The sequence below is a fragment of the Nocardia aurantia genome (assembly GCF_009604425.1).
In the GTDB taxonomy this organism is placed as follows: Bacteria; Actinomycetota; Actinomycetes; order Mycobacteriales; family Mycobacteriaceae; genus Nocardia; species Nocardia aurantia.
On record NZ_WEGI01000016.1, the window covers coordinates 117019 to 137115 of the forward strand.

The following is a 20097-nucleotide window of genomic DNA, read 5'->3' on the forward strand; positions in this document are numbered from 1 at the left end:
AGTCCGCCGTTCGCAGTCACCATAGCCGCGACGTCCCGGATTCGCTGGTGTGAAACGACGAGCCGGGGTTGTGTCCTTTCGGCCCGACGAGGGAGCTGTGCGGTGCACGAACGGGCCGGTTTCGGCCATCCATTAGACTGTCCACCCGGCCACCGCCTCGGAAACGGCAGGTAGCTGCAGCATCCGCGATGTTGCGCGTCTAACCGTAGGAGACTCCACATGCCGGCAATCGTCCTGATCGGCGCCCAATGGGGCGACGAGGGTAAGGGCAAGGCTACCGACCTGCTCGGCGGTCGGGTCCAGTGGGTCGTCCGCTACCAGGGCGGCAACAATGCCGGGCACACCGTGGTGCTGCCCAACGGTGACAACTTCGCGCTGCATCTGATCCCGTCCGGCATCCTCACGCCCTCGGTGACCAATGTCATCGGCAACGGCGTGGTCGTGGACCCGGGCGTGCTGCTCGCCGAACTGTCCGGGCTGGAGGAGCGCGGCGTCGACACCGGCAAGCTGCTGCTGTCGGCCGACGCGCACCTGATCATGCCGTACCACGTGGCCATCGATAAGGTCACCGAGCGCTTCCTCGGCAACAAGAAGATCGGCACCACCGGCCGCGGCATCGGCCCCTGCTACCAGGACAAGGTGGCCCGCGTGGGCGTGCGGGTCGCCGATCTGCTGGACGAGAAGATCCTCACCCAGAAGGTCGAGGCCGCCCTGGAGTTCAAGAACCAGGTGCTGGTGAAGATCTACAACCGGCGCGCGCTGGACCCGCAGCAGGTGGTCGACGAGGTGCTGACCAAGGCCGAGGGCTTCGCGCACCGGATCAGCGACACCCGCCTGCTGCTCAACCAGGCGCTGGAACGCGACGAGACCGTCCTGCTGGAGGGCTCCCAGGGCACCCTGCTGGACGTCGACCACGGCACCTATCCGTATGTGACCTCCTCGAATCCGACCGCGGGCGGCGCCGCGGTGGGTTCCGGCATCGGCCCGAACCGGATCGGCACGGTGCTCGGCATCCTGAAGGCGTACACCACCCGCGTCGGCTCCGGCCCGTTCCCGACCGAATTGTTCGACGAGTCCGGTGCCTACCTCGCCAAGACCGGCGGCGAGGTCGGCGTGACCACCGGCCGTGCCCGCCGGACCGGCTGGTTCGACGCGGTCATCGCGCGCTACGCCACCCGGGTGAACGGCATCACCGACTACTTCCTCACCAAGCTGGACGTGCTGTCGAGCCTGGACCGGGTGCCGATCTGCGTCGCCTACGAGATCGATGGCGAGCGGGTCGAGCAGATGCCGACCACCCAGACCGAATTCCACCACGCCAAGCCGATCTACGAGGAGATGCCGGGCTGGTGGGAGGACATCTCCGGGGCGCGCAGTTTCGAGGAGTTGCCCGCCGCCGCCCGCGCCTACGTGCTGCGCCTGGAGGAGCTGTCCGGTGCGCGGATCTCCTGCATCGGCGTCGGTCCGGGCCGCGATCAGACCATTGTCCGGCACGACGTTCTGGCCTGATGGGCGGTGCCACATTTCGGCCGTCGCGCCGGTGCGACGCGAACCGCGCCGAGGTAACAATTCAGGCGCGAAATGTCGGACCGGCCTGGCACCATGGAGCCATGACTTCGCGGAGCGAGGATGCGCCGGCGTCGCATCCGCAGCCGCGGCGCGCCCGGCCACCCGCCGACCGCGCGATCGAGCCGACCGCGGCAGCGTGGGCGGAGCGAGCGAACATGGCCGAATCCGCGGTGCTGTCCCGGCATCTGCGGACGCTGTGGGGGATTCCGGGGGCCGAGTTGGCCGTGGTGGGCTGGCCTGCCACCCGTCGTGAACGGATCTTCGCGACCTGGGACTACTGGTGGCAGGCCCACCTGCTGGACTGCGTGATCGATGCCGCCAACCGGGAGGCCACCCCGGCCCGCACGCGGCGCATCGCGGCGATCGCGCACGGTCACCGGGTTCGCAACATCACCGGCTGGACCAACGACTACTACGACGACATGGCCTGGCTGGCCCTGGCGCTGGAGCGGGCCGACCGCACCCGCGGCCTCACCGACCTGCGCGGCGGGCTGGCCGCCCTGGAGAAGGAGATCGTCGAGGGCTGGCAGTCGCCGGCCGGGGCGATGCCGTGGCGTAAGGGCGCGGACTATTTCAACGCGCCCGCCAACGGTCCGGTGGGCATTCTGCTGGCCCGCCTCGGCCGACACGCCCGAGCGCGGGAGGTAGCCGATTGGCTGCACGAGACGCTGCGCGATCCGGAGACCGGGCTGATCCTCGACGGTATCCACCTGCCGTCGGGCGAGTTGGAGCGGCCGGTCTTCACCTACTGCCAGGGCACGGTGCTCGGCCTGGAAACCGAATTGGCCGTTCGCACCGGCGAATTCGAGCATGTCGACCGGGTACAGCAGTTGCTGTGCGCGGTCGAGGAGCATCTCACCGCCGATGCGGTGGTCACCGGCGGTGGTGGCGGCGACGGCGGCCTGTTCAACGGCATCCTGGCCCGGTACCTGGCCGTGGTCGCGGTGATGCTGCCGGGCGAGGGCGCCGCGCAGGTGGCCGCGCGGCGGACGGCGGCGCGGATCGTGACATGTTCGGCGCGCGCGGCCTGGGATCACCGCCTGGAGGTGGAGGGCGAGCCGCTGTTCGGCCACGACTGGTCCCGACCGGCTCGGATGCCCACCGGCACGTTCGGCGCGGGTTATGTCAGCGTGGGCGGATCGGTGGTGGCGTCCCGCAATCCGGAGCGTGACCTGTCGGTGCAACTGTCCGGCTGGCTGCTCATGGAGGCCGCCCACCTGGTCACCGCGGCAGGCTTCTGAACCTCGGTCCGTGTCCGGGTGCCGACCTGGCGGTCCCGGCTCAGCGGCTGCGCGGCGTGACCCGGACCGCGTTCATCGTTCCTGCGCGCGGAGCCGCCTACATCTCGGTCGCGCGTCTGGGCCGGTTGCCGACGGCGCGACCGGGAAGCGTGGCGGGCGGGCGGTAGTAGGTGGGCTCGACCGCACGCGGAAGCGGCACCGTATCCGGGGCCGACCGGTGGTAGGCGGGCCCGACGGCACGCGGAAGGGGCATCGTGTCGAGGGCCGCGGTCTCGTCGTGCGCCGCCTCGTCGATGTCGAAATCCACTGTCGGCCGGGCCATCTCGATCCGATACTGCCGGATCCCGACGGCGGTGCCCAGCACCAGGCCGAGCACGAGTGTTCCGCTCACGGCCGGCATCAGCCACGGCACCCGGTCCAGGTACCCGCCGGCGTAGAAACCCACCAGCAGCAGTACCGGCGCCCACAGCACCGCGCCGATCGTGCTGGCGACGGTGTAGCGGCGATGGTTCATCCGGGCCGCGCCGGCGACCAGCGGGCACAGCGTCCGCACCCACGGCACCCAGCGCGCGACCAGCACCGCGAGGAAACCGTGCCGATGCAGCAGGTCGGTCACCCGGCCCAGATTGCGCGCGTTGATGTAGCGCCCGTTCTTGCGGGCGATCAGGCGATGCCCGGCACGGTGCCCGACCAGATAGCCGATCTGATTACCGCCGATCGCCGACACCATGGTGCCGACCACCAGCCCCCACACCTGGATGTGACCGGATTCGTGCGAGGCCAGCACCACACCCGCGGTGAGCAGCATCGAATCACCGGGCAGGAACAGGCCGATGATGAAGGCGCACTCGAGGAAGACGAAGACCAGGACGACGGTCCACACGAGCGCCGGGCCGGCGGAATGCAGGGCGCCCGTGCCGACCAGCGCGTGGGATAGCGGAGCGGTGGGCAAGGCCGTCTCTCAGCGGGTGGGCTCGTCGACGTGCACGTCGGCACGGGCCGCGGCAGGAGCCGGGGTCGCGCCGCGGTTCAACAGCCGCTTGCCGATCGAAATGATGCCCGGCAGCACCGAGATCAGCACGATGAGCAGGAAGATCGCCTCGACATGGTCGCGGATGAAGGACACGTTGCCCAGGAAGTATCCGAGGATGGTGACGCCGCCGCCCCACAGCACGCCGCCGACGATGTCGAAGGTGACGAAGGTGCGGTAGTCCATCTTCGACACGCCGGCCAGCACCGGCATGAAGGTCCGGACGATCGGGACGAACCGGCCCAGGATGATCGTCTTCGGCCCGTGCTTCTCGAAGAACTCGTGCGTCTCGGTGACGTAGCTCTGCTTGAAGAAGCGCCCGTCCTCCCGCTGGAACAGGGCGGGACCGATCGACCGGCCGATCCAGTACCCGCTCTGGTCGCCCAGGAAGGCCACGATCGCGACCGCGGGCACGAGCAGCCAGATGGAGACCGGCGGATGCGCCGTCGCCGCGAGCAGGCCGCCGGTGAACAGCAGCGAATCGCCCGGCAGGATCGGGAACAGCAGACCGGTCTCGATGAAGACCATGATCAGGATCGCCGGCAGTACCGCATTCTTCAGCCAGGTCTCCGTCAGCAGATGCATCGGGTCCAGCAGCCCCTTGATACCGGAGCTGCTGGCGAGGACGTCGGAAACTGCCAGCAAGGTCACGGCCCCCACAGTACCGGTCGAACCCGAATAGCACCGAACGTCTCGGCAACCTCTCAGGGGCCCCGAGTCGGGTTCTCCGGTGCGGGGCGGGTTTCGCCGGAATCACACAGGATCTTAATCTGTGTGTCGACAGATTTTCCGCGCCGCATCCGGCGGCCGCACAGACGGAGGTCACTCGAGATGCCCATCGCGACTCCGGAGGTCTACGCCGAAATGCTCGGCCGGGCCAAAGAGAATTCCTTCGCCTTCCCCGCGATCAACTGCACGTCGTCGGAGACCATCAACGCCGCGATCCGCGGTTTCGCCGAGGCGGGCAGTGACGGCATCATCCAGTTCTCCACCGGCGGCGCCGAGTTCGGCTCGGGCCAGGGTGTGAAGGACATGGTCGTCGGCGCGGTCGCGCTGGCGGAGTTCGCGCACGTCATCGCGGCTCGGTACGACGTCACGATCGCGCTGCACACCGATCACTGCCCCAAGGACAAGCTGGACACCTTCGTCCGGCCGCTGCTGGCCATCTCCCAGGAGCGGGTCAGGTCCGGGCAGAACCCGCTGTTCCAGTCCCACATGTGGGACGGTTCCGCCGTGCCGATCGACGAGAATCTCGACATCGCGAAGGAACTGCTGAAGCAGGCCGCCGCCGCGAACATCATCCTCGAGGTCGAGATCGGCGTCGTCGGCGGCGAGGAGGACGGCGTCGAGGCGGAGATCAACGAGAAGCTGTACACCTCCTCGGACGACTTCGCGAAGACGATCGACGCGCTCGGCGCCGGGGAGAACGGCAAGTACCTGCTGGCCGCGACCTTCGGCAACGTGCACGGCGTGTACAAGCCGGGCAATGTGGTGCTCAAGCCCGAGGTGCTGGCCGAGGGCCAGCGGGTCGCCACCGCCAAGCTGGGCCTGCCGGAGGGCTCGAAGCCGTTCGACTTCGTGTTCCACGGCGGTTCGGGCTCGCTGAAGTCCGAGATCGACGCTTCGCTGCAGTACGGCGTGGTGAAGATGAACGTCGACACCGACACCCAGTACGCGTTCACCCGCCCGATCGCGGGCCACATGCTCGCCAACTACGACGGTGTGCTGAAGATCGACGGCGAGGTCGGCAACAAGAAGGTCTACGACCCGCGCAGCTACCTGAAGAAGGCCGAGACGTCGATGGCGCAGCGCGTGATCGAGGCGTGCAACGACCTGCGCTCGGCCGGGAAGTCGGTCAGCGCGTAGCGATCCGGTGTGCCGCCCGGCCGGATCCGGGGATCCGGCCGGGTCTTGCCGGGCGTGTCGGCCGACCACCGATGTGGTGCGCCCGGCGGCCCGGACTCCCCGGAAGCTTTCGCCCGAGCGGCAATTCGAGTGAGCCCGCGAACCGAACCTGATGAGGCGTCAACGTGTACGGCCAAGAACACGCCGGGACGGACCACCGTCCGTCGGTCGACGTGCGGATCCTCGGTCCCGTCCGGCTGCTGATCGACGGCGTGCCGCTGCCCGTGGGCGGGCCGAAGCCGCGGGCCCTGCTGGCCGCGCTCACGGTGAACCGGCGGCGCGCGGTGAATTCGCAGGCGCTCGGCGACATGGTGTGGAACGAGCAGCCGCCGGACGCCTACCAGGCCAGCCTGCAGGTGTTCGTCTCGAACATCCGGAAGGCGCTGCGGACCGCGGGCGTCGATCCGGCGGCGGTGCTGCGCACCGAATCGGCCGGATATCGGCTGGAGATCGCCGACGAGGACTGTGATCTGGGCCGTTTCGAGACCGCCCGGCGGGCGGGGACCGAGGCCGCCGACGCGGGCCGCCCCGAACGCGCGGCCAGGTTGTTCGCCGACGCGCTGGCACAGTGGAGCGGCGCCGCCCTCGACGATCTGCCCGGTCTGGTGTTCGCCGAACGCTTCGCCGTCGCGATGCACGAGGAGCGCCTGCTGGTCACCTCGGCCCGGATCGATGCCGACATCGCCTGCGGCCGGTCGGCCGCCGTGGTCGGCGAGCTGGTGGCCATGACCACCGCGCATCCGCTGCGGGAACCGTTGTGGGTGCAGCTGATCAGCGCCCTGTACCTGTCCGGCCGGCAGGCCGACGCGCTGGAGGCGTGCCGCCGGGTGCGCGCGGTACTCGCCGACGAGCTCGGCATCGATCCGGGCCCGGCCCTGCTGGAACTGGAACAGCGCGTGCTGCGCCAGCAGCCGCTGGACACCGAGGCCATCGCCCGCGCCGAACGCATGGCCAAGGCGATGACGGAGACCGTGACGGAACGCCCGCGGGCCCGGCGCGGCCGGTTGCGGCTGCCGGACGGGTCGATCGTGCCGATCGAATCCGGCGGCCTGAAGATCGGCCGGATGACCGACAACGATCTGGTGCTGGAGGATCCGAAGGTCAGCCGGTATCACGCGCAGATCCAGACCGCGCGAACCGGTTTGGTGATCCGTGATCTGCATTCGGCGAACGGCGTCTACGTCAACGACGAACCGATCGAGGAGGCCGGCGTGCTCGCTGACGGCGACGAACTGCTGATCGGCGGGACGGTTCTACGTTTCGAGGCACAGTCCTGACGAACCCGACCGGCGCGGCGTCCCCTTGCGAGCGCGCACCGGGCGCGGCATCGGGTAGTCCGGCGGATGCCGTCGCGCCCGGAACGACGCCCTGCTCAGTGCGCGCAGGCGACGCCGGTGCCCTGGGGATCCAGCAACACGCTGTAACCGGGCTGACCGGGATAGATCGGACCGCCACCGTCGGCCCAGACCTGCTCGCAGTTCAGGTAGTGCTTCTTGTCCTTGTCGCTGGTCTTACCGGGCCCGGGCACCAGCTGGCCACGCGGGCCGACCACCAGATTCGAGCCGTCGGCCCCGGAATTGCCGGAGGCGGCCGGGGCCGGGGTCGCCGTGGCGGCGCCACCGATGAGCAGGGCGGCGGCGACCGCGGGGAGTAATGCGCTGAGGAACGAAAGCTTCACGATGACAATCCTGTTCGGAGGTTGCCCTCCACTGTAGGGCGATTCCGCGGACCGGCGTGGGATGGCCCGATTGTGCTGTTCATCCCAGTAGAGTCTGCGTTCGGCGAAACGGTGTGGCGCACGGACTTCCGGGCCACACCCGGGAAACGCATTCCTCGAGGGGTTGGTTCAGTGTTCATTGCGCGGCTCGTCACGGGTCTCGTCACTCCGATCGCGCGGTCCGCCGCGGCTGCGGCGGACCGTCCTGTCCCGGCCCGGTCCGGCACTGCTTCACCTCCGTCCGCCACAGCGCAGGTCAGCCCACCCGCCGGTGCGGCACACCCCCGAACCGCCGCAGTGCGTGTCACCGGTCCCGTCGCGGAGCTTGACGCGAGGCCCGTGCCGAGGGTGCTCGCGCAGGTCGCGCCGTCACCTCGCGTAGGTGGCCGGCGGCCGGTGGCGACCACCGGCGTGCGTGCCGTGGCCTCCTCGGCGCGATTACTGGCGGTCGCCGCCGCCGCGCTGACCTGGGCCGCGGTGACCGCGGTACCCGCCGCAGCCGACAGCGAGAACGATTCCACCACAACGACTTCGGGCCTATCCGCGCCGGGCGTCGGCCCGTGCGCCGCCGATCCGGCGCCGGTGCACAATTCGCTGATCCCGAAGACGCTGGAGGTACCGGTGCCGTACCCGGTGCCGACGATCGATCCCGGGCCACCGAAACCGACCGTGCCGCAACGCATCCGGATGGACCTACCGTCGGATCCGTGCACGAACCCGTGCCCGGATCTCACCGACGTCCCGGAGCCGGAGAGCCTGCTGAGCAGGCTGGGACTACCCGAACTACGGATCAACCCGCAGCCGTTCTATTTCGCGATACCCGGCGGCCCGCCACCGCAGCCCGCGCAACCGGCCCCGCCGAACCTCCGGCCGCCGACCGATCCCGCACCGCGCGTGGCGGCCCGGCCCGCCCCGCACGTGAGCGACGTCCACGAGGTGGCCAAGGAGACCGGCGCCGATTCGATCAACCGCACCGACAAGCGCTGGCAGGTGTACGGCACCGACCTCGGCATCATGTGGGAGAGCGCCCCCGGCGAGATCGCGATGGCCTTCGGCGACACCGTCGGCCGCGGTTTCCACCCGCCCGGCGGCATGGGCGGCGACTGGCGCAGCAATCTGATCGCCTTCTCCAGCAACCGAGACCTCCAGCGCGGCATGGTGATCGACCGGATGGTCACCGACACCCGTTGCCACGCAGCCGAAGTGCTGGACAGCCGCAAGGCCGACAACATCGAGATCACCACCATCCCGACTTCCGGTTTCGCCCTGGGGAATCGGCAATACCTGAGCTACATGTCGATCCGTACCTGGAACAGCATCCCGGGCACCTTCTACACCAACTACGGCGGCATCGCCTACTCCGACGACCACGGCGAGACCTGGACCAAGGATCCGTACGCGCACTGGGACAACATCTTCGGTCTCGCGAATTTCCAAGTGGGCGCGATGGTTCCGCACGGTGACCACGTCTACCTGTTCGGCACCCCCAACACCCGCCTGGGTGCGGTCGGCCTGGCCCGGGTGCCCACGGATCAGATCCTGAATCCGACCGCCTACCAGTACTGGAGCAACGGCAGCTGGACCCCCGTCGGCGGCGCGGCGGCGGCCACCCCGATCGTGGACGCACCCGCCGGCGAACTGTCGGTGCGCTTCGACGCCTCGCGCGATGTGTGGCAGATGAGTTACCTCGACACCGGACAGGCCGCGATCGTGGTCCGTGAGTCGGACACCCCGCAGGGCGAATGGTCGGCGGGCGCCCCGACGGTGACCGTCGCCGACTTCCCGGAGCTCTACGGCGGTTTCATCCACCCGTGGTCCACCGGCTCCGACCTGTACTTCACCATCAGTACTTGGAGCGACTACAACGTCTACCTGATGCACGCCACCGTTCAGTAGCAGGGCGCCGGGGCCAGCGGTTCGGTGGTGTGCGGGGTGAGCGCCGCGAAGGCCGCGGCGATCCCCTTCACCGCCACCCGCAGGTCCGATTCCTCCTGGGTGAACGGGAGCCGGACGAAGCGCTCGAACGCGCCCTGCACCCCGAACCGCGGCCCCGCCGCCAGCAGCACCCCGTGATTCGGCGCGGTCGCGGCGAGCGCGGTGGACACCGGCGCGGGCAGTTGCACCCACAGCGACATGCCGCCCGAGCCGGGCACCACCCGCCAGTCCGGCAGCTCCTCGGCGAGCGCCGCCAGCAGCGCCGCGCGGCGGCCACGCAACTGCTCGCACCGCCGCGCGCGGATGACGTCGGCGCGTTCCAGCAGATGCACGGTGGCCAGCTGATCCATCACCGGCGTGCCGAGGTCGACCGTCGAACGGGTGCCCAGCAGTTTGGTGATCAGCGCCTGACCGGCCCGGACCCAGCCGACCCGCAGACCGCCCCAGAACGATTTGGACGCCGAGCCGATCGTCACGATCTCCGAACCCCGGGCGAACGCGGCGACCGGCGGCGGCGTCGCCCCATCGAGCTGCTGATCGACCATCGACTCGTCGATGATCACCGTCATCCGGGTCTCCCGCGCGATCGCGGCCAGCTCGGCACGCCCCTCGGCGTTCATCAACATCCCGGTGGGATTGTGGAAATCCGGCACCAGATACGCGGTACTCGCCGCGGTCTGCCGTGCCGCGCTGCGGATACCGTCCAGATCCCAAGCGGCGTCGGGATATTCGGGACACAGCGGCACCGGTACCGGCCGGGCCCCGACATCGCGGATCGCCTCGATGGCGTTGGGATAACTGGGATGGTCGATGAGCACCCGCTCGGCCGGCGCGGTCAGCACATTGAGCAACAGCCGCAGCCCGTGCTGCGCGCCGAGGGTGACCAGGATCTGGTCGGGCCCGGTGGGCAGACCGCGCTCGGTGTAGCGGCGCGCGATCGCCTCCCGCAGCGCCGGCACGCCCACCGGATCCATCCCGTGCGTGCCGAGGAAGATCGGAAGTCCTTGCAGCGCAGCGGCATACGCATCGCCCATCTCCGGCGGCGCGGACATCGCGGCATAGGTGAGATCGATGGCGGGTTGTTCGGCCGCATCCATCGACACCAGAATGCTCCGCGCCGGCTTGCTGCCGTCGTGCGTCACGGTGGGCGGCAGCGCGACCGTGCTGCGCGACCCCTGGCGGCTGATCAGGTACCCGTGCTCGCGCAACAAGGTGTACGCGGAGGTGACGGTGGTCCGGCTGACCTCGAGCGCGGCGGTCAGATCACGCTCGCTGGGCAGGGCCACCCCCAGCGGCGCCCGCCCGTCGTGGATGAGCAGCCGGATGCTCTCGGCGAGCGCCAGATAGGCGGGCCGGGAGGGCCGTCGCGCCCCCGCGGTGCGAGCGGAGCCGCCCTCGTCGTACCGCCAGCGACCGAGGTCGCGGGTCAAGGTCGCAGCGCTGATCACCCGATGTGCCATGCGGTCCAGTATCGGTCCGGTGGATCTTTTGTACAAGTCCACTTCCGGCGCACCCTGAGGCAATGATCAGCTCCCTCGCCGCCGCGGCCGTGGTCGCCCTGTACGCCTGGATCATCTACCGCTGCGCCCCCAAACCGGGCGAACGCAACCACAACCTGCTGGAACGCTATCGCCCGCACGCGCCGGCGGCCGACTGGTCGATCCCGCCGGACCATTACGACCGACTGCGGCAGTACGCCGACCTCCGCGCACTGCCGGCCAACGGTGAACAGTCCAGTCCCGACTGACTGGCCTGCTGTATGCGAGAAATGTCGGTGCCGCAGGGCACACTGGTCACATGGCCGAATCCGATGACGGTGCCCACGCCGCGGTGTTGTTCGATACACCGATCGGGGTCTGCGCCCTCGCGTGGACCGATCGGGGCATCGTGCGGTTCCGGTTACCGGAGTCCACCCCGGACGAGGCGACGATGCGCGCGAGATTCGCCCGCGCGCGGCTACGCGAGGCCGAGCCCACCGACCTGGCCCGCACCGTGATCGAGGCCGTCCGCCGGCACCTGACCGGCCGGTTCGACGATTTCCGCTGGATCCCCTTGGACCACACCGGCATTCCCGAATTCCACCGAGCGGTCTACCGGGTGACCAGATCGATCGACCCGGGCCACACCCTCGGCTACGGTCAGGTCGCCGCGCGCGCCGGACGGCCGCACGGCGCGCAGGCGGTCGGTCAGGCCATGGGCCGCAACCCGATTCCGCTGATCGTCCCCTGCCATCGCGTGCTGGCCGCCGACCACGCGCTGCACGGCTTCTCGGCCCCCGGCGGCCTCGAGACCAAACAGCGCCTGCTGGAGATCGAGCAGACCCCCGGCTTCGGCGAGCCCACGCTGTTCTGACCGGACTACGGCTGCTGCCCCTGGCTACCCGGATTGAGCGCGTTCTGCAGTCCCTGCACGACCTGATCGGGTACCGCATCGGGCATCTGGACATCGTTGCCACCGACCCGCACCGTGCGCGGCGCCGGCTCGGGCGAGGGCGCCGGGGTCGGGGTGCTCGGCCGCGGCCGGCTGTAACCCGGTGCGGGCGCCTCGGTCTGCGGCGAAGCCTGCCGCAGTTCCACCGGCTGATCCGAGTCCGGAGCGGGTGCGGGCGGCGGCGCGGCGTCCGCGGCCCCCGGCGCGGGCGCACTGGGTGTGGTCACACCCGGCTGCACCGGCCCCGGCGCGGAGTGCGCCGCGGCGGCGCAGGCGATCCCGACAACGACCGATCCCGAGGCCAGCGCGGCCCGAACTCCCGCCTTCACAAACCGAATTCGACGCGCCACGTCGAGACACCGCCTTGTCGAGATATGGTGTTGACCCTGTGGGCGACCCGATGGTTCACCCGTCTGCATCGTAGCCGCAGCCAAGGCCCCTAGCTATCCGGCCGAACGACTCCGGCGGAACTCCGGCGCTACCTACACTGCCCCAATGGATCTGCTGTTCTCGGCGATCGGTTTCCTGGTTTTCCTGGCGATGCTCCGGACGCTGTGGATGGCGTTGCGCGAATTGGCGAGTCATCGCTGAACGAACCGAGACCGTCAGCCGATCCACGATCTGCCGATCGGACAACGCCGCCGCGACCACCCGTCGATGCGCCCGGTCGGTTCGGTGAGCCGCCTCGCTGCACCGTGATCAAGCTTCTCCTCGCGTATTCCCTCGATCGGTCGAGATGAATTCGTATCGAAGCGCTTTCGAATATCCACCGAAACGAATCCGCGAAAAGTGAATATGCGCAAGGTATTTCGATTGCGCTGTTTGTAAATTTGTTGAGCTGTAGAGGTAGAGTCACCGACGCCTCCCGTCCCGAACGGGGGCGGCCCGAACCCATGGCCGCCCTCGTCAGGGAAAGGAGGTGAATGGGAGATGGTCGGTAAACACCGTAAGACGGTGGGTAAACACCGGAAAGGTGAGCCGGCGAACCGCGCAGCCCAGATCTTTGCAATCGCTGCAGCGGCCGCCGCACTCATCTACATGCTGATTCGTATCAAGCGGATCAGCTAACCCATTCCGGGCCGGGTGTCGTTCACAGCGGCACTCGGTCCGACGTCACATGGTGACGCTCGAAGTATACCCGGCACTCGCTCGATCGAGCGACTTTATCCAACAGGATGGTGCCGTACCGGAATTCAGTCCGCCCACACCTGTTCGATCGGCGTCGCCTCGCTCGGCGGCGGGGTGGGAATGCCGTTCGGGGTCCGGGAGAATCGCGGCGCCGGCGCGTGCTGCACGACGCCTTCGATTTCGATCAGGCTGCCGCGCGCGGTGAGGTGCTCGTTCTCCTCCGCCTCGGTGAAGGTGAGGATCGGGGTGACGCAGGCGTCGGTGCCCGCGAAGACCTCGGTCCATTCGTCACGGGTGCGGCTCTTGAACTTCTCCGTGAACAGTTTCTTCAGCTGGTCCTGGGACGCGGGGTCGAGTTGGTGGGGCAGGCCCTCGGGGTCGATCTCCAAGCCGCGCAACAGTTCCGCGTAGAACTGGCCCTCGATCGGGCCGACCGCCATATAGCCGCCGTCGGAGGTCTCATAGGTGTCGTAGAAGGACATGCCCGTGTCGAGCAGGTTGGTGCCGCGCTCGTCGGACCACAGGCCCATGCCGCGCATACCCCAGATCATGTGCGAAAGGGCAAGGGCGCCATCGACCATCGCGGCGTCGATCACCTGGCCGCGGCCGGACTTCGCGCGCTCGACCAGGGCCGCCAGGATGCCCGTCACCAGGAACATCGATCCACCGCCGAAGTCTCCCACCATGTTCAGCGGGGGCACGGGGCGTTCGCCCTTGCGGCCGATGGCATTCAGGACGCCGGTCAGCGAGATGTAGTTGATGTCGTGGCCCGCGCGGTCGGCCAGCGGGCCGAACTGGCCCCAGCCGGTCATCCGGCCGTACACCAGGCCGGGATTGCGCGCCTGGGTCGCCTCCGGGCCGAGGCCCATCCGCTCGGTGACACCGGGGCGGAAGCCCTCGATCAGCACATCGGCCTTGTCGATGAGTTTCAGTACCTTCTCGATCTCGGCCGGATCCTTCAGGTTGGCCTCGACGATGGTGCGGCCACGCCACTGCGGCCGGTCCATGACGCCCGGCAGCATCCCGGGGCGCTGGACCCGCACCACGTCGGCGCCCAGATCGCCCAGCAGCAGCGCCGCGTGCGGTCCGGGGCCGATCCCGGCCAGTTCGACAATCCTGATGCCCGCCAGCGGTCCCTGTTTCGCGGTGGATGGAGTGCTCACGACCTACCTCGGTTCGTCCTCGATGCCTACGTCCGGACCATAACGGACTATTGGCATCCGGACAACAAGCCGGCTCCACCGGCGGGGGACCGACGTTACGCGCCCGGCCGGGGGTCGCCGCCGCCGACTACTCGATGATCGGCAGCGGCCGGGTGTCGTCACCGGAGGGCAGATCGTCGCGGTGCAGGCGGAGGGTGGACGGGCCGGTGGTGGGCAGTGGTCGGGTGGTCGCGGCGTCGGTGTGGACCGCTTTCACCGGGAGGCCGTAGAAGGCGCGCGCGTTGTCGTCCAGGACCCGGTACATATCGGCGCCGATGGCGTCGGCGATCACGCCGATGTCCGAGTCGCGGAAGGCGCGGCCGGTGCGGATGCCGGGCAGGTCGGTGCCGAACATCAGGGCCTGCGGGTTGACCGCGTGGATGCGGCGCAGCGCGCGCGGCACGTTCATCGTCACCCGGCCGAAGCCGGACGCCTTCACCTTCGCGCCGCGATCGACGAGGTTCAGCAGGTACGGCAGGCATTCGTCGGACATGCCGAGATGGTCGACCGACAGCGCGGGCAGCTTGCTGATCACCGGTTGCAGCGAGCCCAGGGTGGAACCGTCGATATACAGCTCGACGTGCCAGCGGGCCAGGTCCCAGGCGCGGCGCGCCTGCTGGGTCAGGGTGACGATGTCACCGGCGGCCCGCTTGAGATTGAATCGCAGCGCCCGCACGCCGTGGCGGTGCAGTTCCAGGATCTGCTCGTCGGTGGTGTCGGGGTGCAGATTGGTCACCCCGACCCAGCCGGGACCGAGCTCGGTCAGGGCCGCCCGCAGGAAGCTCTGATCGGTGCCCTGGAACGAACCGCTGACCACCGCACCACCGTCGACGTCGAAGCGCGCCATCCGCTTTCGATAGTCGGCGATGGTGTAGGGCGGCGGCAGGTAGCCCTCGTTCTCGACCAACGGGAACCGTGGGTCGACGATGTGAAAATGGGCATCGAACACGTGATCAGCATGCCTCGAGACGGGGACGGATGGGGATCCGGACGGCTCGCCGGGCGGATGCCGGATGGCTACCGATATCCGGTGATCAGCGCTTGTGCGGTTCGCTCGCCGCGAGCATTTCGTCGCGCTCGACGACCTTCACCCGCTCGCGGCCCTGCGGTTCGCCGAGAGCCCGTTCGTGGGCGTCGAGGCGGTACCAGCCGGCCCAGGTGGTGAACGGGATGCCCTTGCTCTCCAGCCAGCCGGTGACGGCGTCGGGTTCCGGTTCCGGGGCGGGAGTGAATGTCGGGGCGTCGTCGAGCAGGCAGGCGATGGTCTCGTTGGCGTCGCCCTTGGTGTGGCCGATCAGGCCGACCGGGCCGCGCTTGATCCAGCCGGTGACGTAGGTGCCGGGCAGGTAGCGGCCGTCGCCGTCGGCGTGCTCGTCGGCGAGGACGCGCCCGGCCTCGTTGGGGACGGTACCGGCCTGCTCGTCGAACGGTAGTTGGGCGATGTTCTGCGACAGGTAGCCGACGGCCCGGTAGACCGCCTGCACGTCCCAGGTGTTGAACTCGCCGGTGCCCTTCACGTTGCCGGTGCCGTCGAGTGCGGTGCGCTCGGTGCGCAGGCCGGCGACCTTGCCGTGTTCGTCGCCCAGGATTTCGGCGGGGCTTTCGAAGAAGTGCAGGAACAGCTTGTGCGGGCGGGCGCCGACATCACGGATGGCCCACTGCTCGAGGGTGTTGCAGACCATGTCGGCCTGCTTCGAATGCCGGCGGGTGGCTTCCGAACCCTCGTCGTAGTCGATGTCCTCCGGATCGACGATGACCTCGATGTTGGGGGAGTGGTCCAGTTCCCGCAGTTCCAGCGGGGTGAACTTCGCCTGCGCGGGCCCGCGACGGCCGAAGACGTGGACCTCGAGGGCCTTGTTGGCGCGCAGGCCCGCGTAGACGTTCGGCGGGATCTCGGTCGGCAGCAGTTCGTCGCCGGTCTTGGCGAGCACGCGGGCCACGTCGAGGGCGACGTTGCCGACGCCGAGCACGGCGACCTTCTCGGCCTCCAGCGGCCAGGTCCGGGGCACGTCGGGGTGCCCGTCGTACCAGGAGACGAAGTCCGCGGCGCCGTACGAGCCGTCGAGGTCGATGCCCTGGATCGGCAGCGCGCGGTCGGCGTTGGCGCCGGTGGAGAAGATGACCGCGTCGTAGAACCGGCGCAGCTCCTCGAGGGTGATGTCGGTGCCGTAGTCGATATTGCCGAGCAGCCGGACCTGCGGCTTGTCGAGGACCTTGTGCAGAGCGGTGACGATGCCCTTGATCCGCGGATGATCCGGTGCGACACCGTAGCGGATCAGGCCGAACGGGGCCGGCATCCGCTCGTACAGGTCGATGCTCACCTCGGCATCGGACTTCATCAAGGCGTCGGCGGCGTAGATACCCGCCGGTCCGGCGCCCACGATGGCGATGCGCAACGGGCGATCCGCACTCTGTCGATCGGCGCTGTGTTCGGTCATTCTCAGGCGCACCCTCTGGTCGGAAACTCTGGTCTCAGCCGTCGCTACTTAGCTTAGGCTAAGTTGACGCTCGGGCGGGCTCCCCCCGGCGACCCCGACATCCCATCGATGCTGCATCGTTGCTGCAAGGATCCGGTTGGCGCCGCGGCGGCCGCCAGTTCCCGAAGATTCTATCGGTGACGGCTATCGCCTCCTTTCCCCCGCCCCCGGCGGGAAATGCCGGGCGTGACTCCCGACACAACAGGCGACCAGGGATGATCAGTGGCATGACCACCCCCGACGAGGAACCCGTCGTCATCGATCAGCGGGAAAAGACCCGGTCCGCACTGCCTTTCCTGGCGGCCTTCGCGGTCGCTCTCGTGGTGCTCGTGGCCGTGGTGGTCCTCAAGGCGACTCGGCCCGCCGAGAGAAACGTCACAGATTCCGACAAGATGGCCACCGCGGTGCGTCTCTATGCGGACGCCTGGAACTCCGCCGACCCGGCGAAGCTGGCCGCGGCGACCTGTGCCGGCTTCGATCCGGCCCGCTCGCCGCTCGCCGCCGTGGCGGGCAATCCGGCGCAGCCGGCGGCGGCCGGGAAGAAGATCGATCTCGTGCGGCTCGCCGACCCGAGCATCGACGGCGATCGCGGCAAGGTGACCGTGACCGAATCGGTCGACGGCAAGGAGACCACCGGCACCTGGGCGCTGACCCGCTCCGACGGGGTCTGGCGCGTCTGCGATTGAGGTCGCCGGAGTTTGACAGGCAACCCGATCACCGGGCAATCTCTTTGCAGGTCATGAGTGCCAGCGCCAAGCCCCGGCTCGCTGGTCGGCAACCCTCTTTCGCGGCGGGGTGCTCCGGGTGACGACCTGGCCGCGCACCGGCTCCCGGTGCGGCAAGTGCGGATTCTCGAGGAGGTTCGACAAGTGAGCTACGCAGGCGACATCACGCCGGTGCAGGCGTGGGAACTGTTGCGGGACAACCCGGATGCGGTGCTGGTGGATGTGCGCACCGAGGCCGAGTGGCGGTTCGTCGGGGTGCCCGACACCGCCCCGATCGACCGGCCGACGGCGCTGATCGAATGGGTCGATGTCGGGGGCGCGCGCAACGAGGCCTTCGTCGATCAGCTGAAGCAGGCCCTCGCCGGGCGGCCGGCGGGCAGCGATGCCCCGGTCGTCTTCCTCTGCCGGTCCGGGCAACGGTCGATCGGCGCGGCGACGGCGGCCACCGCGGCCGGATTCGCCCCCTCCTACAACGTGCTCGAGGGTTTCGAGGGCGCACTGGACGAGCGCGCCCATCGCGGCGGCGCCGGCTGGCGGGCCCACGGGCTGCCGTGGCGGCAGTCGTGATCGGCGCGGTGAGAACCGAAGGGAGACAGGCATGATCACCGGTGGCGCATTCGAGAAGCCACTGCCCTCGGGGGTGGGCCCCGCGACCCTGGGGGTTCGCGGGGGACTGCGGCGTTCCGGTTTCGAGGAGACCTCCGAGGCCCTGTATCTCTCGTCCGGATTCGTGTACGAGAGCGCCGAGGCGGCCGAGGCCGCGTTCACCGGCGACGTCGAGCACTTCGTCTACTCCCGCTACGGCAATCCGACGGTTGCGATGTTCGAGGAGCGGCTGCGGCTGCTCGAGGGCGCCGAGGCGTGTTTCGCCACCGCCAGCGGCATGTCGGCGGTGTTCACCGCGCTGGCCGCGCTGCTCGCGACCGGTGATCGGCTGGTGGCCGCCCGCAGCCTGTTCGGCTCCTGTTTCGTGGTGTGCAACGAGATCCTGCCGCGCTGGGGTGTGGAGACCGTCTTCGTCGACGGCGAGGATCTCGGGCAGTGGGAGCAGGCGCTGTCGGTGCCGACCACGGCGGTGTTCTTCGAGACCCCGTCCAACCCGATGCAGACCCTGGTGGACGTCCGCCGGGTGACCGAGCTGGCGCACGCCGCCGGCGCGAAGGTGGTGCTGGACAACGTCTTCGCCACGCCGCTGCTGCAGCGCAGCCTGCCGCTGGGCGCCGATGTGGTGGTGTACTCCGGTACGAAGCACATCGACGGTCAGGGCCGGGTGCTCGGCGGGGCGATCCTCGGTACGAAGGACTACATCGACGGCCCGGTGAAGAACCTGATGCGGCACACCGGTCCCGCCCTGAGCCCGTTCAACGCGTGGACGCTGCTCAAGGGCCTGGAGACCATGCCGCTGCGGGTGATGCAGTCGGCCACCTCGGCGCTGCGGATCGGGGAGTTCCTGGAACAGCATCCGGCGGTGTCCTGGACGAAATACCCGTTCCTGCAGTCGCATCCGCAGTACGACCTGGCCCGTAGTCAGATGAGCGGCGGCGGCACGGTCGTCACCTTCGAACTGGCGGCCAATGCGGACGAAGGCAAGAAGCGCGCCTTCGAGGTGCTCAATCGCCTTCGCATCGTGGACATCTCGAACAACCTCGGTGATTCCAAGACGCTGATCACCCACCCGGCGACCACCACGCACCGCGCGATGGGCCCGGAAGGCCGTGCGGCCGTGGGCATCACGGACGGCGTGCTGCGAATCTCGGTGGGCCTGGAGGACATCGACGATCTGCTCGGCGATCTCGACCACGCCCTGAGCTGAGCCGATCGACCGGAGTGGGGCGGCTCGGCGGCGAGCCGGGCCGCCCAGCCTGGAGGACGAGCCGATCGTGCTCCCGGCCTGCCCGGCCTGCCCGGCCTGCCCGGCCTGCTTGGCGCGTCGAACGCGGCGTCCGACGTCCGGCGGCCGAATTCCTCAGTCGGCGAACGGGTTCGAGGTGCGGCCCACCAGATCCGCCACCGAATCCAGTACCAGGGTCGGGCGGTAGGGGAACTGTTCGAACGAGGCGCGGGTGGAGATGCCGGACGTCACCAGGATCGTCCGCATGCCCGCCTCCAGGCCGGCGATCACATCGGTGTCCATCCGGTCGCCGATCATCACCGTGGACTGGGAATGAGCGCCGATGCGGCGCAACGCCGATCGCATCATCAGCGGATTCGGCTTGCCGACGTAGTACGGTTCGCGCCCGGTGGCCCGGGTGATCAGCGCCGCCACCGAACCGGTCGCGGGCAGCAGCCCCTCGCGCGACGGTCCGGTCGCGTCCGGATTGGTGGCGATGAAGCGGGCGCCGCGGTCGACCAGGCGGATGGCCGTGGTGATCGCCTCGAAGGAGTAGGTGCGGGTCTCGCCGAGCACCACGTAGTCCGGATCGCTGTCGGTCAGCACGTAGCCGATCTCGTGCAGCGCGGTGGTGAGGCCGGATTCGCCGACCACGTACGCGGTGCCGCCGGGCCGTTGGTCGTCGAGGAAGGTGGCGGTCGCCAGCGCGGAGGTCCAGATCGCCTCCTGTGGGATGTCGAGGCCGGAGTGCCGCAACCTGGCCTGCAGGTCGCGCGGGGTGCGGATCGAGTTGTTGGTGAGCACCAGGAACGGGATGCCGGCGGCCTGCAGTTCGGACAGGAACTTGTCGGCCCCCGGAATCGGATGGTCCTCGTGCACCAGCACGCCGTCCATGTCGGTCAGGTAG

General features: G+C 69.1%; 18 protein-coding genes, 1 pseudogene and 1 riboswitch. Of the genes and pseudogenes, 10 read left to right on the forward strand and 9 right to left on the reverse strand.

Going from position 1 to position 20097, the window contains the following annotated elements; genetic code table 11:
* The first annotated feature begins 219 nt into the window (after positions 1-219).
* Complete coding sequence (locus NRB56_RS33050) at positions 220-1509, forward strand: adenylosuccinate synthase (protein WP_153348287.1); 1290 nt, start codon at positions 220-222, stop codon at positions 1507-1509.
* A 215-nt stretch (positions 1510-1724) separates the two neighbouring features.
* A complete protein-coding gene (locus NRB56_RS33055; protein WP_153348366.1) occupies positions 1725-2810 on the forward strand; it encodes a glycoside hydrolase family 76 protein in 1086 nt (361 codons plus the stop codon).
* Positions 2811-3084: 274 nt separating this feature from the next.
* Here the strand turns inward: NRB56_RS33055 and NRB56_RS33060 are convergent.
* Positions 3085-3735, reverse strand: a pseudogene (locus NRB56_RS33060) (DedA family protein); the annotation flags it as partial.
* 36 nt (positions 3736-3771) lie between these two features.
* Positions 3772-4425 (reverse strand): DedA family protein, encoded by a 654-nt coding sequence (locus tag NRB56_RS33065; RefSeq protein ID WP_227838542.1) that lies wholly within the window; start codon positions 4423-4425, stop codon positions 3772-3774.
* Positions 4426-4671: 246 nt separating this feature from the next.
* Here NRB56_RS33065 and fbaA point away from each other — a divergent pair, with 246 nt between their 5' ends.
* Positions 4672-5706, forward strand: coding sequence for a class II fructose-bisphosphate aldolase (gene fbaA, locus NRB56_RS33070; protein ID WP_153348289.1), 1035 nt, complete (start codon positions 4672-4674; stop codon positions 5704-5706).
* Positions 5707-5870: 164 nt separating this feature from the next.
* Positions 5871-7022, forward strand: a complete 1152-nt coding sequence (locus tag NRB56_RS33075) for a BTAD domain-containing putative transcriptional regulator (protein WP_319943888.1) — start codon at positions 5871-5873, stop codon at positions 7020-7022.
* 95 nt (positions 7023-7117) lie between these two features.
* On the opposite strand, the gene NRB56_RS40335 is transcribed toward NRB56_RS33075, so the two are convergent.
* Entirely contained in the window at positions 7118-7423 is a 306-nt protein-coding gene (locus NRB56_RS40335; protein WP_319943889.1) for an excalibur calcium-binding domain-containing protein, read from the reverse strand.
* 435 nt (positions 7424-7858) lie between these two features.
* On the opposite strand from NRB56_RS40335, the gene NRB56_RS33085 reads away from it, so the two are divergent.
* Positions 7859-9358 carry a DUF4185 domain-containing protein gene (locus tag NRB56_RS33085; protein WP_406603559.1) on the forward strand — a complete coding sequence of 500 codons (1500 nt, stop codon included), beginning with the start codon at positions 7859-7861 and terminating at the stop codon, positions 9356-9358.
* Here the strand turns inward: NRB56_RS33085 and yczR are convergent.
* A complete protein-coding gene (gene yczR, locus NRB56_RS33090; protein WP_153348290.1) occupies positions 9352-10857 on the reverse strand; it encodes a MocR-like transcription factor YczR in 1506 nt (501 codons plus the stop codon). The genes NRB56_RS33085 and yczR overlap by 7 nt on opposite strands.
* A 62-nt stretch (positions 10858-10919) precedes the next feature.
* Here yczR and NRB56_RS33095 point away from each other — a divergent pair, with 62 nt between their 5' ends.
* Positions 10920-11144: a hypothetical protein gene (locus NRB56_RS33095; protein WP_153348291.1), complete on the forward strand. Its 225-nt coding sequence runs from the start codon at positions 10920-10922 to the stop codon at positions 11142-11144.
* 50 nt (positions 11145-11194) lie between these two features.
* A complete protein-coding gene (locus tag NRB56_RS33100; RefSeq protein WP_153348292.1) occupies positions 11195-11749 on the forward strand; it encodes a methylated-DNA--[protein]-cysteine S-methyltransferase in 555 nt (184 codons plus the stop codon).
* Between the two features lie 5 nt (positions 11750-11754).
* On the opposite strand, the gene NRB56_RS33105 is transcribed toward NRB56_RS33100, so the two are convergent.
* From NRB56_RS33105 to NRB56_RS33120, 4 genes are all read right to left on the reverse strand, one after another.
* On the reverse strand, positions 11755-12156 hold the full coding sequence (locus NRB56_RS33105) for a hypothetical protein (protein ID WP_153348293.1): 402 nt from the start codon (positions 12154-12156) through the stop codon (positions 11755-11757).
* A gap of 864 nt (positions 12157-13020) precedes the next feature.
* Positions 13021-14118, reverse strand: a complete 1098-nt coding sequence (locus tag NRB56_RS33110; RefSeq protein ID WP_319943890.1) for a CaiB/BaiF CoA transferase family protein — start codon at positions 14116-14118, stop codon at positions 13021-13023.
* A gap of 127 nt (positions 14119-14245) precedes the next feature.
* Positions 14246-15106 carry an amidohydrolase family protein gene (locus NRB56_RS33115; protein WP_319943891.1) on the reverse strand — a complete coding sequence of 287 codons (861 nt, stop codon included), beginning with the start codon at positions 15104-15106 and terminating at the stop codon, positions 14246-14248.
* An 85-nt stretch (positions 15107-15191) separates the two neighbouring features.
* Positions 15192-16595 carry an FAD-dependent oxidoreductase gene (locus NRB56_RS33120; protein ID WP_153348294.1) on the reverse strand — a complete coding sequence of 468 codons (1404 nt, stop codon included), beginning with the start codon at positions 16593-16595 and terminating at the stop codon, positions 15192-15194.
* A 266-nt stretch (positions 16596-16861) separates the two neighbouring features.
* Between NRB56_RS33120 and NRB56_RS33125 the strand changes: the two genes are divergently transcribed.
* From NRB56_RS33125 to NRB56_RS33135, 3 genes are all read left to right on the forward strand, one after another.
* Positions 16862-17320 (forward strand): Rv0361 family membrane protein, encoded by a 459-nt coding sequence (locus NRB56_RS33125; protein ID WP_153348295.1) that lies wholly within the window; start codon positions 16862-16864, stop codon positions 17318-17320.
* Positions 17321-17369: 49 nt separating this feature from the next.
* Positions 17370-17485, forward strand: a riboswitch (SAM riboswitch).
* Between the two features lie 18 nt (positions 17486-17503).
* Complete coding sequence (locus NRB56_RS33130) at positions 17504-17926, forward strand: rhodanese-like domain-containing protein (RefSeq protein ID WP_319943892.1); 423 nt, start codon at positions 17504-17506, stop codon at positions 17924-17926.
* Between the two features lie 31 nt (positions 17927-17957).
* Positions 17958-19172, forward strand: coding sequence for an O-succinylhomoserine sulfhydrylase (locus tag NRB56_RS33135; protein WP_153348297.1), 1215 nt, complete (start codon positions 17958-17960; stop codon positions 19170-19172).
* A 153-nt stretch (positions 19173-19325) separates the two neighbouring features.
* Here the strand turns inward: NRB56_RS33135 and NRB56_RS33140 are convergent, their stop codons facing one another.
* The gene (locus tag NRB56_RS33140; RefSeq protein ID WP_153348373.1) at positions 19326-20084 is read right to left on the reverse strand and encodes an HAD-IIA family hydrolase; all 759 of its coding nucleotides are present in this window, start codon (positions 20082-20084) and stop codon (positions 19326-19328) included.
* Positions 20085-20097: the final 13 nt, after the last annotated feature.

What these genes read in the sequence shown, in the direction of transcription:
- NRB56_RS33050 (WP_153348287.1), top strand. Translation starts at nt 220, where the DNA reads ATGCCGGCAATCGTCCTGATCGGCGCCCAATGGGGCGACGAGGGTAAG.
- NRB56_RS33140 (WP_153348373.1), bottom strand. Translation starts at nt 20,084, where the DNA reads ATGGACGGCGTGCTGGTGCACGAGGACCATCCGATTCCGGGGGCCGAC.
- NRB56_RS33095 (WP_153348291.1), top strand. Translation starts at nt 10,920, where the DNA reads ATGATCAGCTCCCTCGCCGCCGCGGCCGTGGTCGCCCTGTACGCCTGG.
- NRB56_RS33120 (WP_153348294.1), bottom strand. Translation starts at nt 16,595, where the DNA reads ATGACCGAACACAGCGCCGATCGACAGAGTGCGGATCGCCCGTTGCGC.
- NRB56_RS33055 (WP_153348366.1), top strand. Translation starts at nt 1,725, where the DNA reads ATGGCCGAATCCGCGGTGCTGTCCCGGCATCTGCGGACGCTGTGGGGG.
- yczR (WP_153348290.1), bottom strand. Translation starts at nt 10,857, where the DNA reads ATGGCACATCGGGTGATCAGCGCTGCGACCTTGACCCGCGACCTCGGT.
- NRB56_RS33125 (WP_153348295.1), top strand. Translation starts at nt 16,862, where the DNA reads ATGACCACCCCCGACGAGGAACCCGTCGTCATCGATCAGCGGGAAAAG.
- NRB56_RS33135 (WP_153348297.1), top strand. Translation starts at nt 17,958, where the DNA reads ATGATCACCGGTGGCGCATTCGAGAAGCCACTGCCCTCGGGGGTGGGC.
- fbaA (WP_153348289.1), top strand. Translation starts at nt 4,672, where the DNA reads ATGCCCATCGCGACTCCGGAGGTCTACGCCGAAATGCTCGGCCGGGCC.
- NRB56_RS33065 (WP_227838542.1), bottom strand. Translation starts at nt 4,425, where the DNA reads ATGCATCTGCTGACGGAGACCTGGCTGAAGAATGCGGTACTGCCGGCG.
- NRB56_RS33100 (WP_153348292.1), top strand. Translation starts at nt 11,195, where the DNA reads ATGGCCGAATCCGATGACGGTGCCCACGCCGCGGTGTTGTTCGATACA.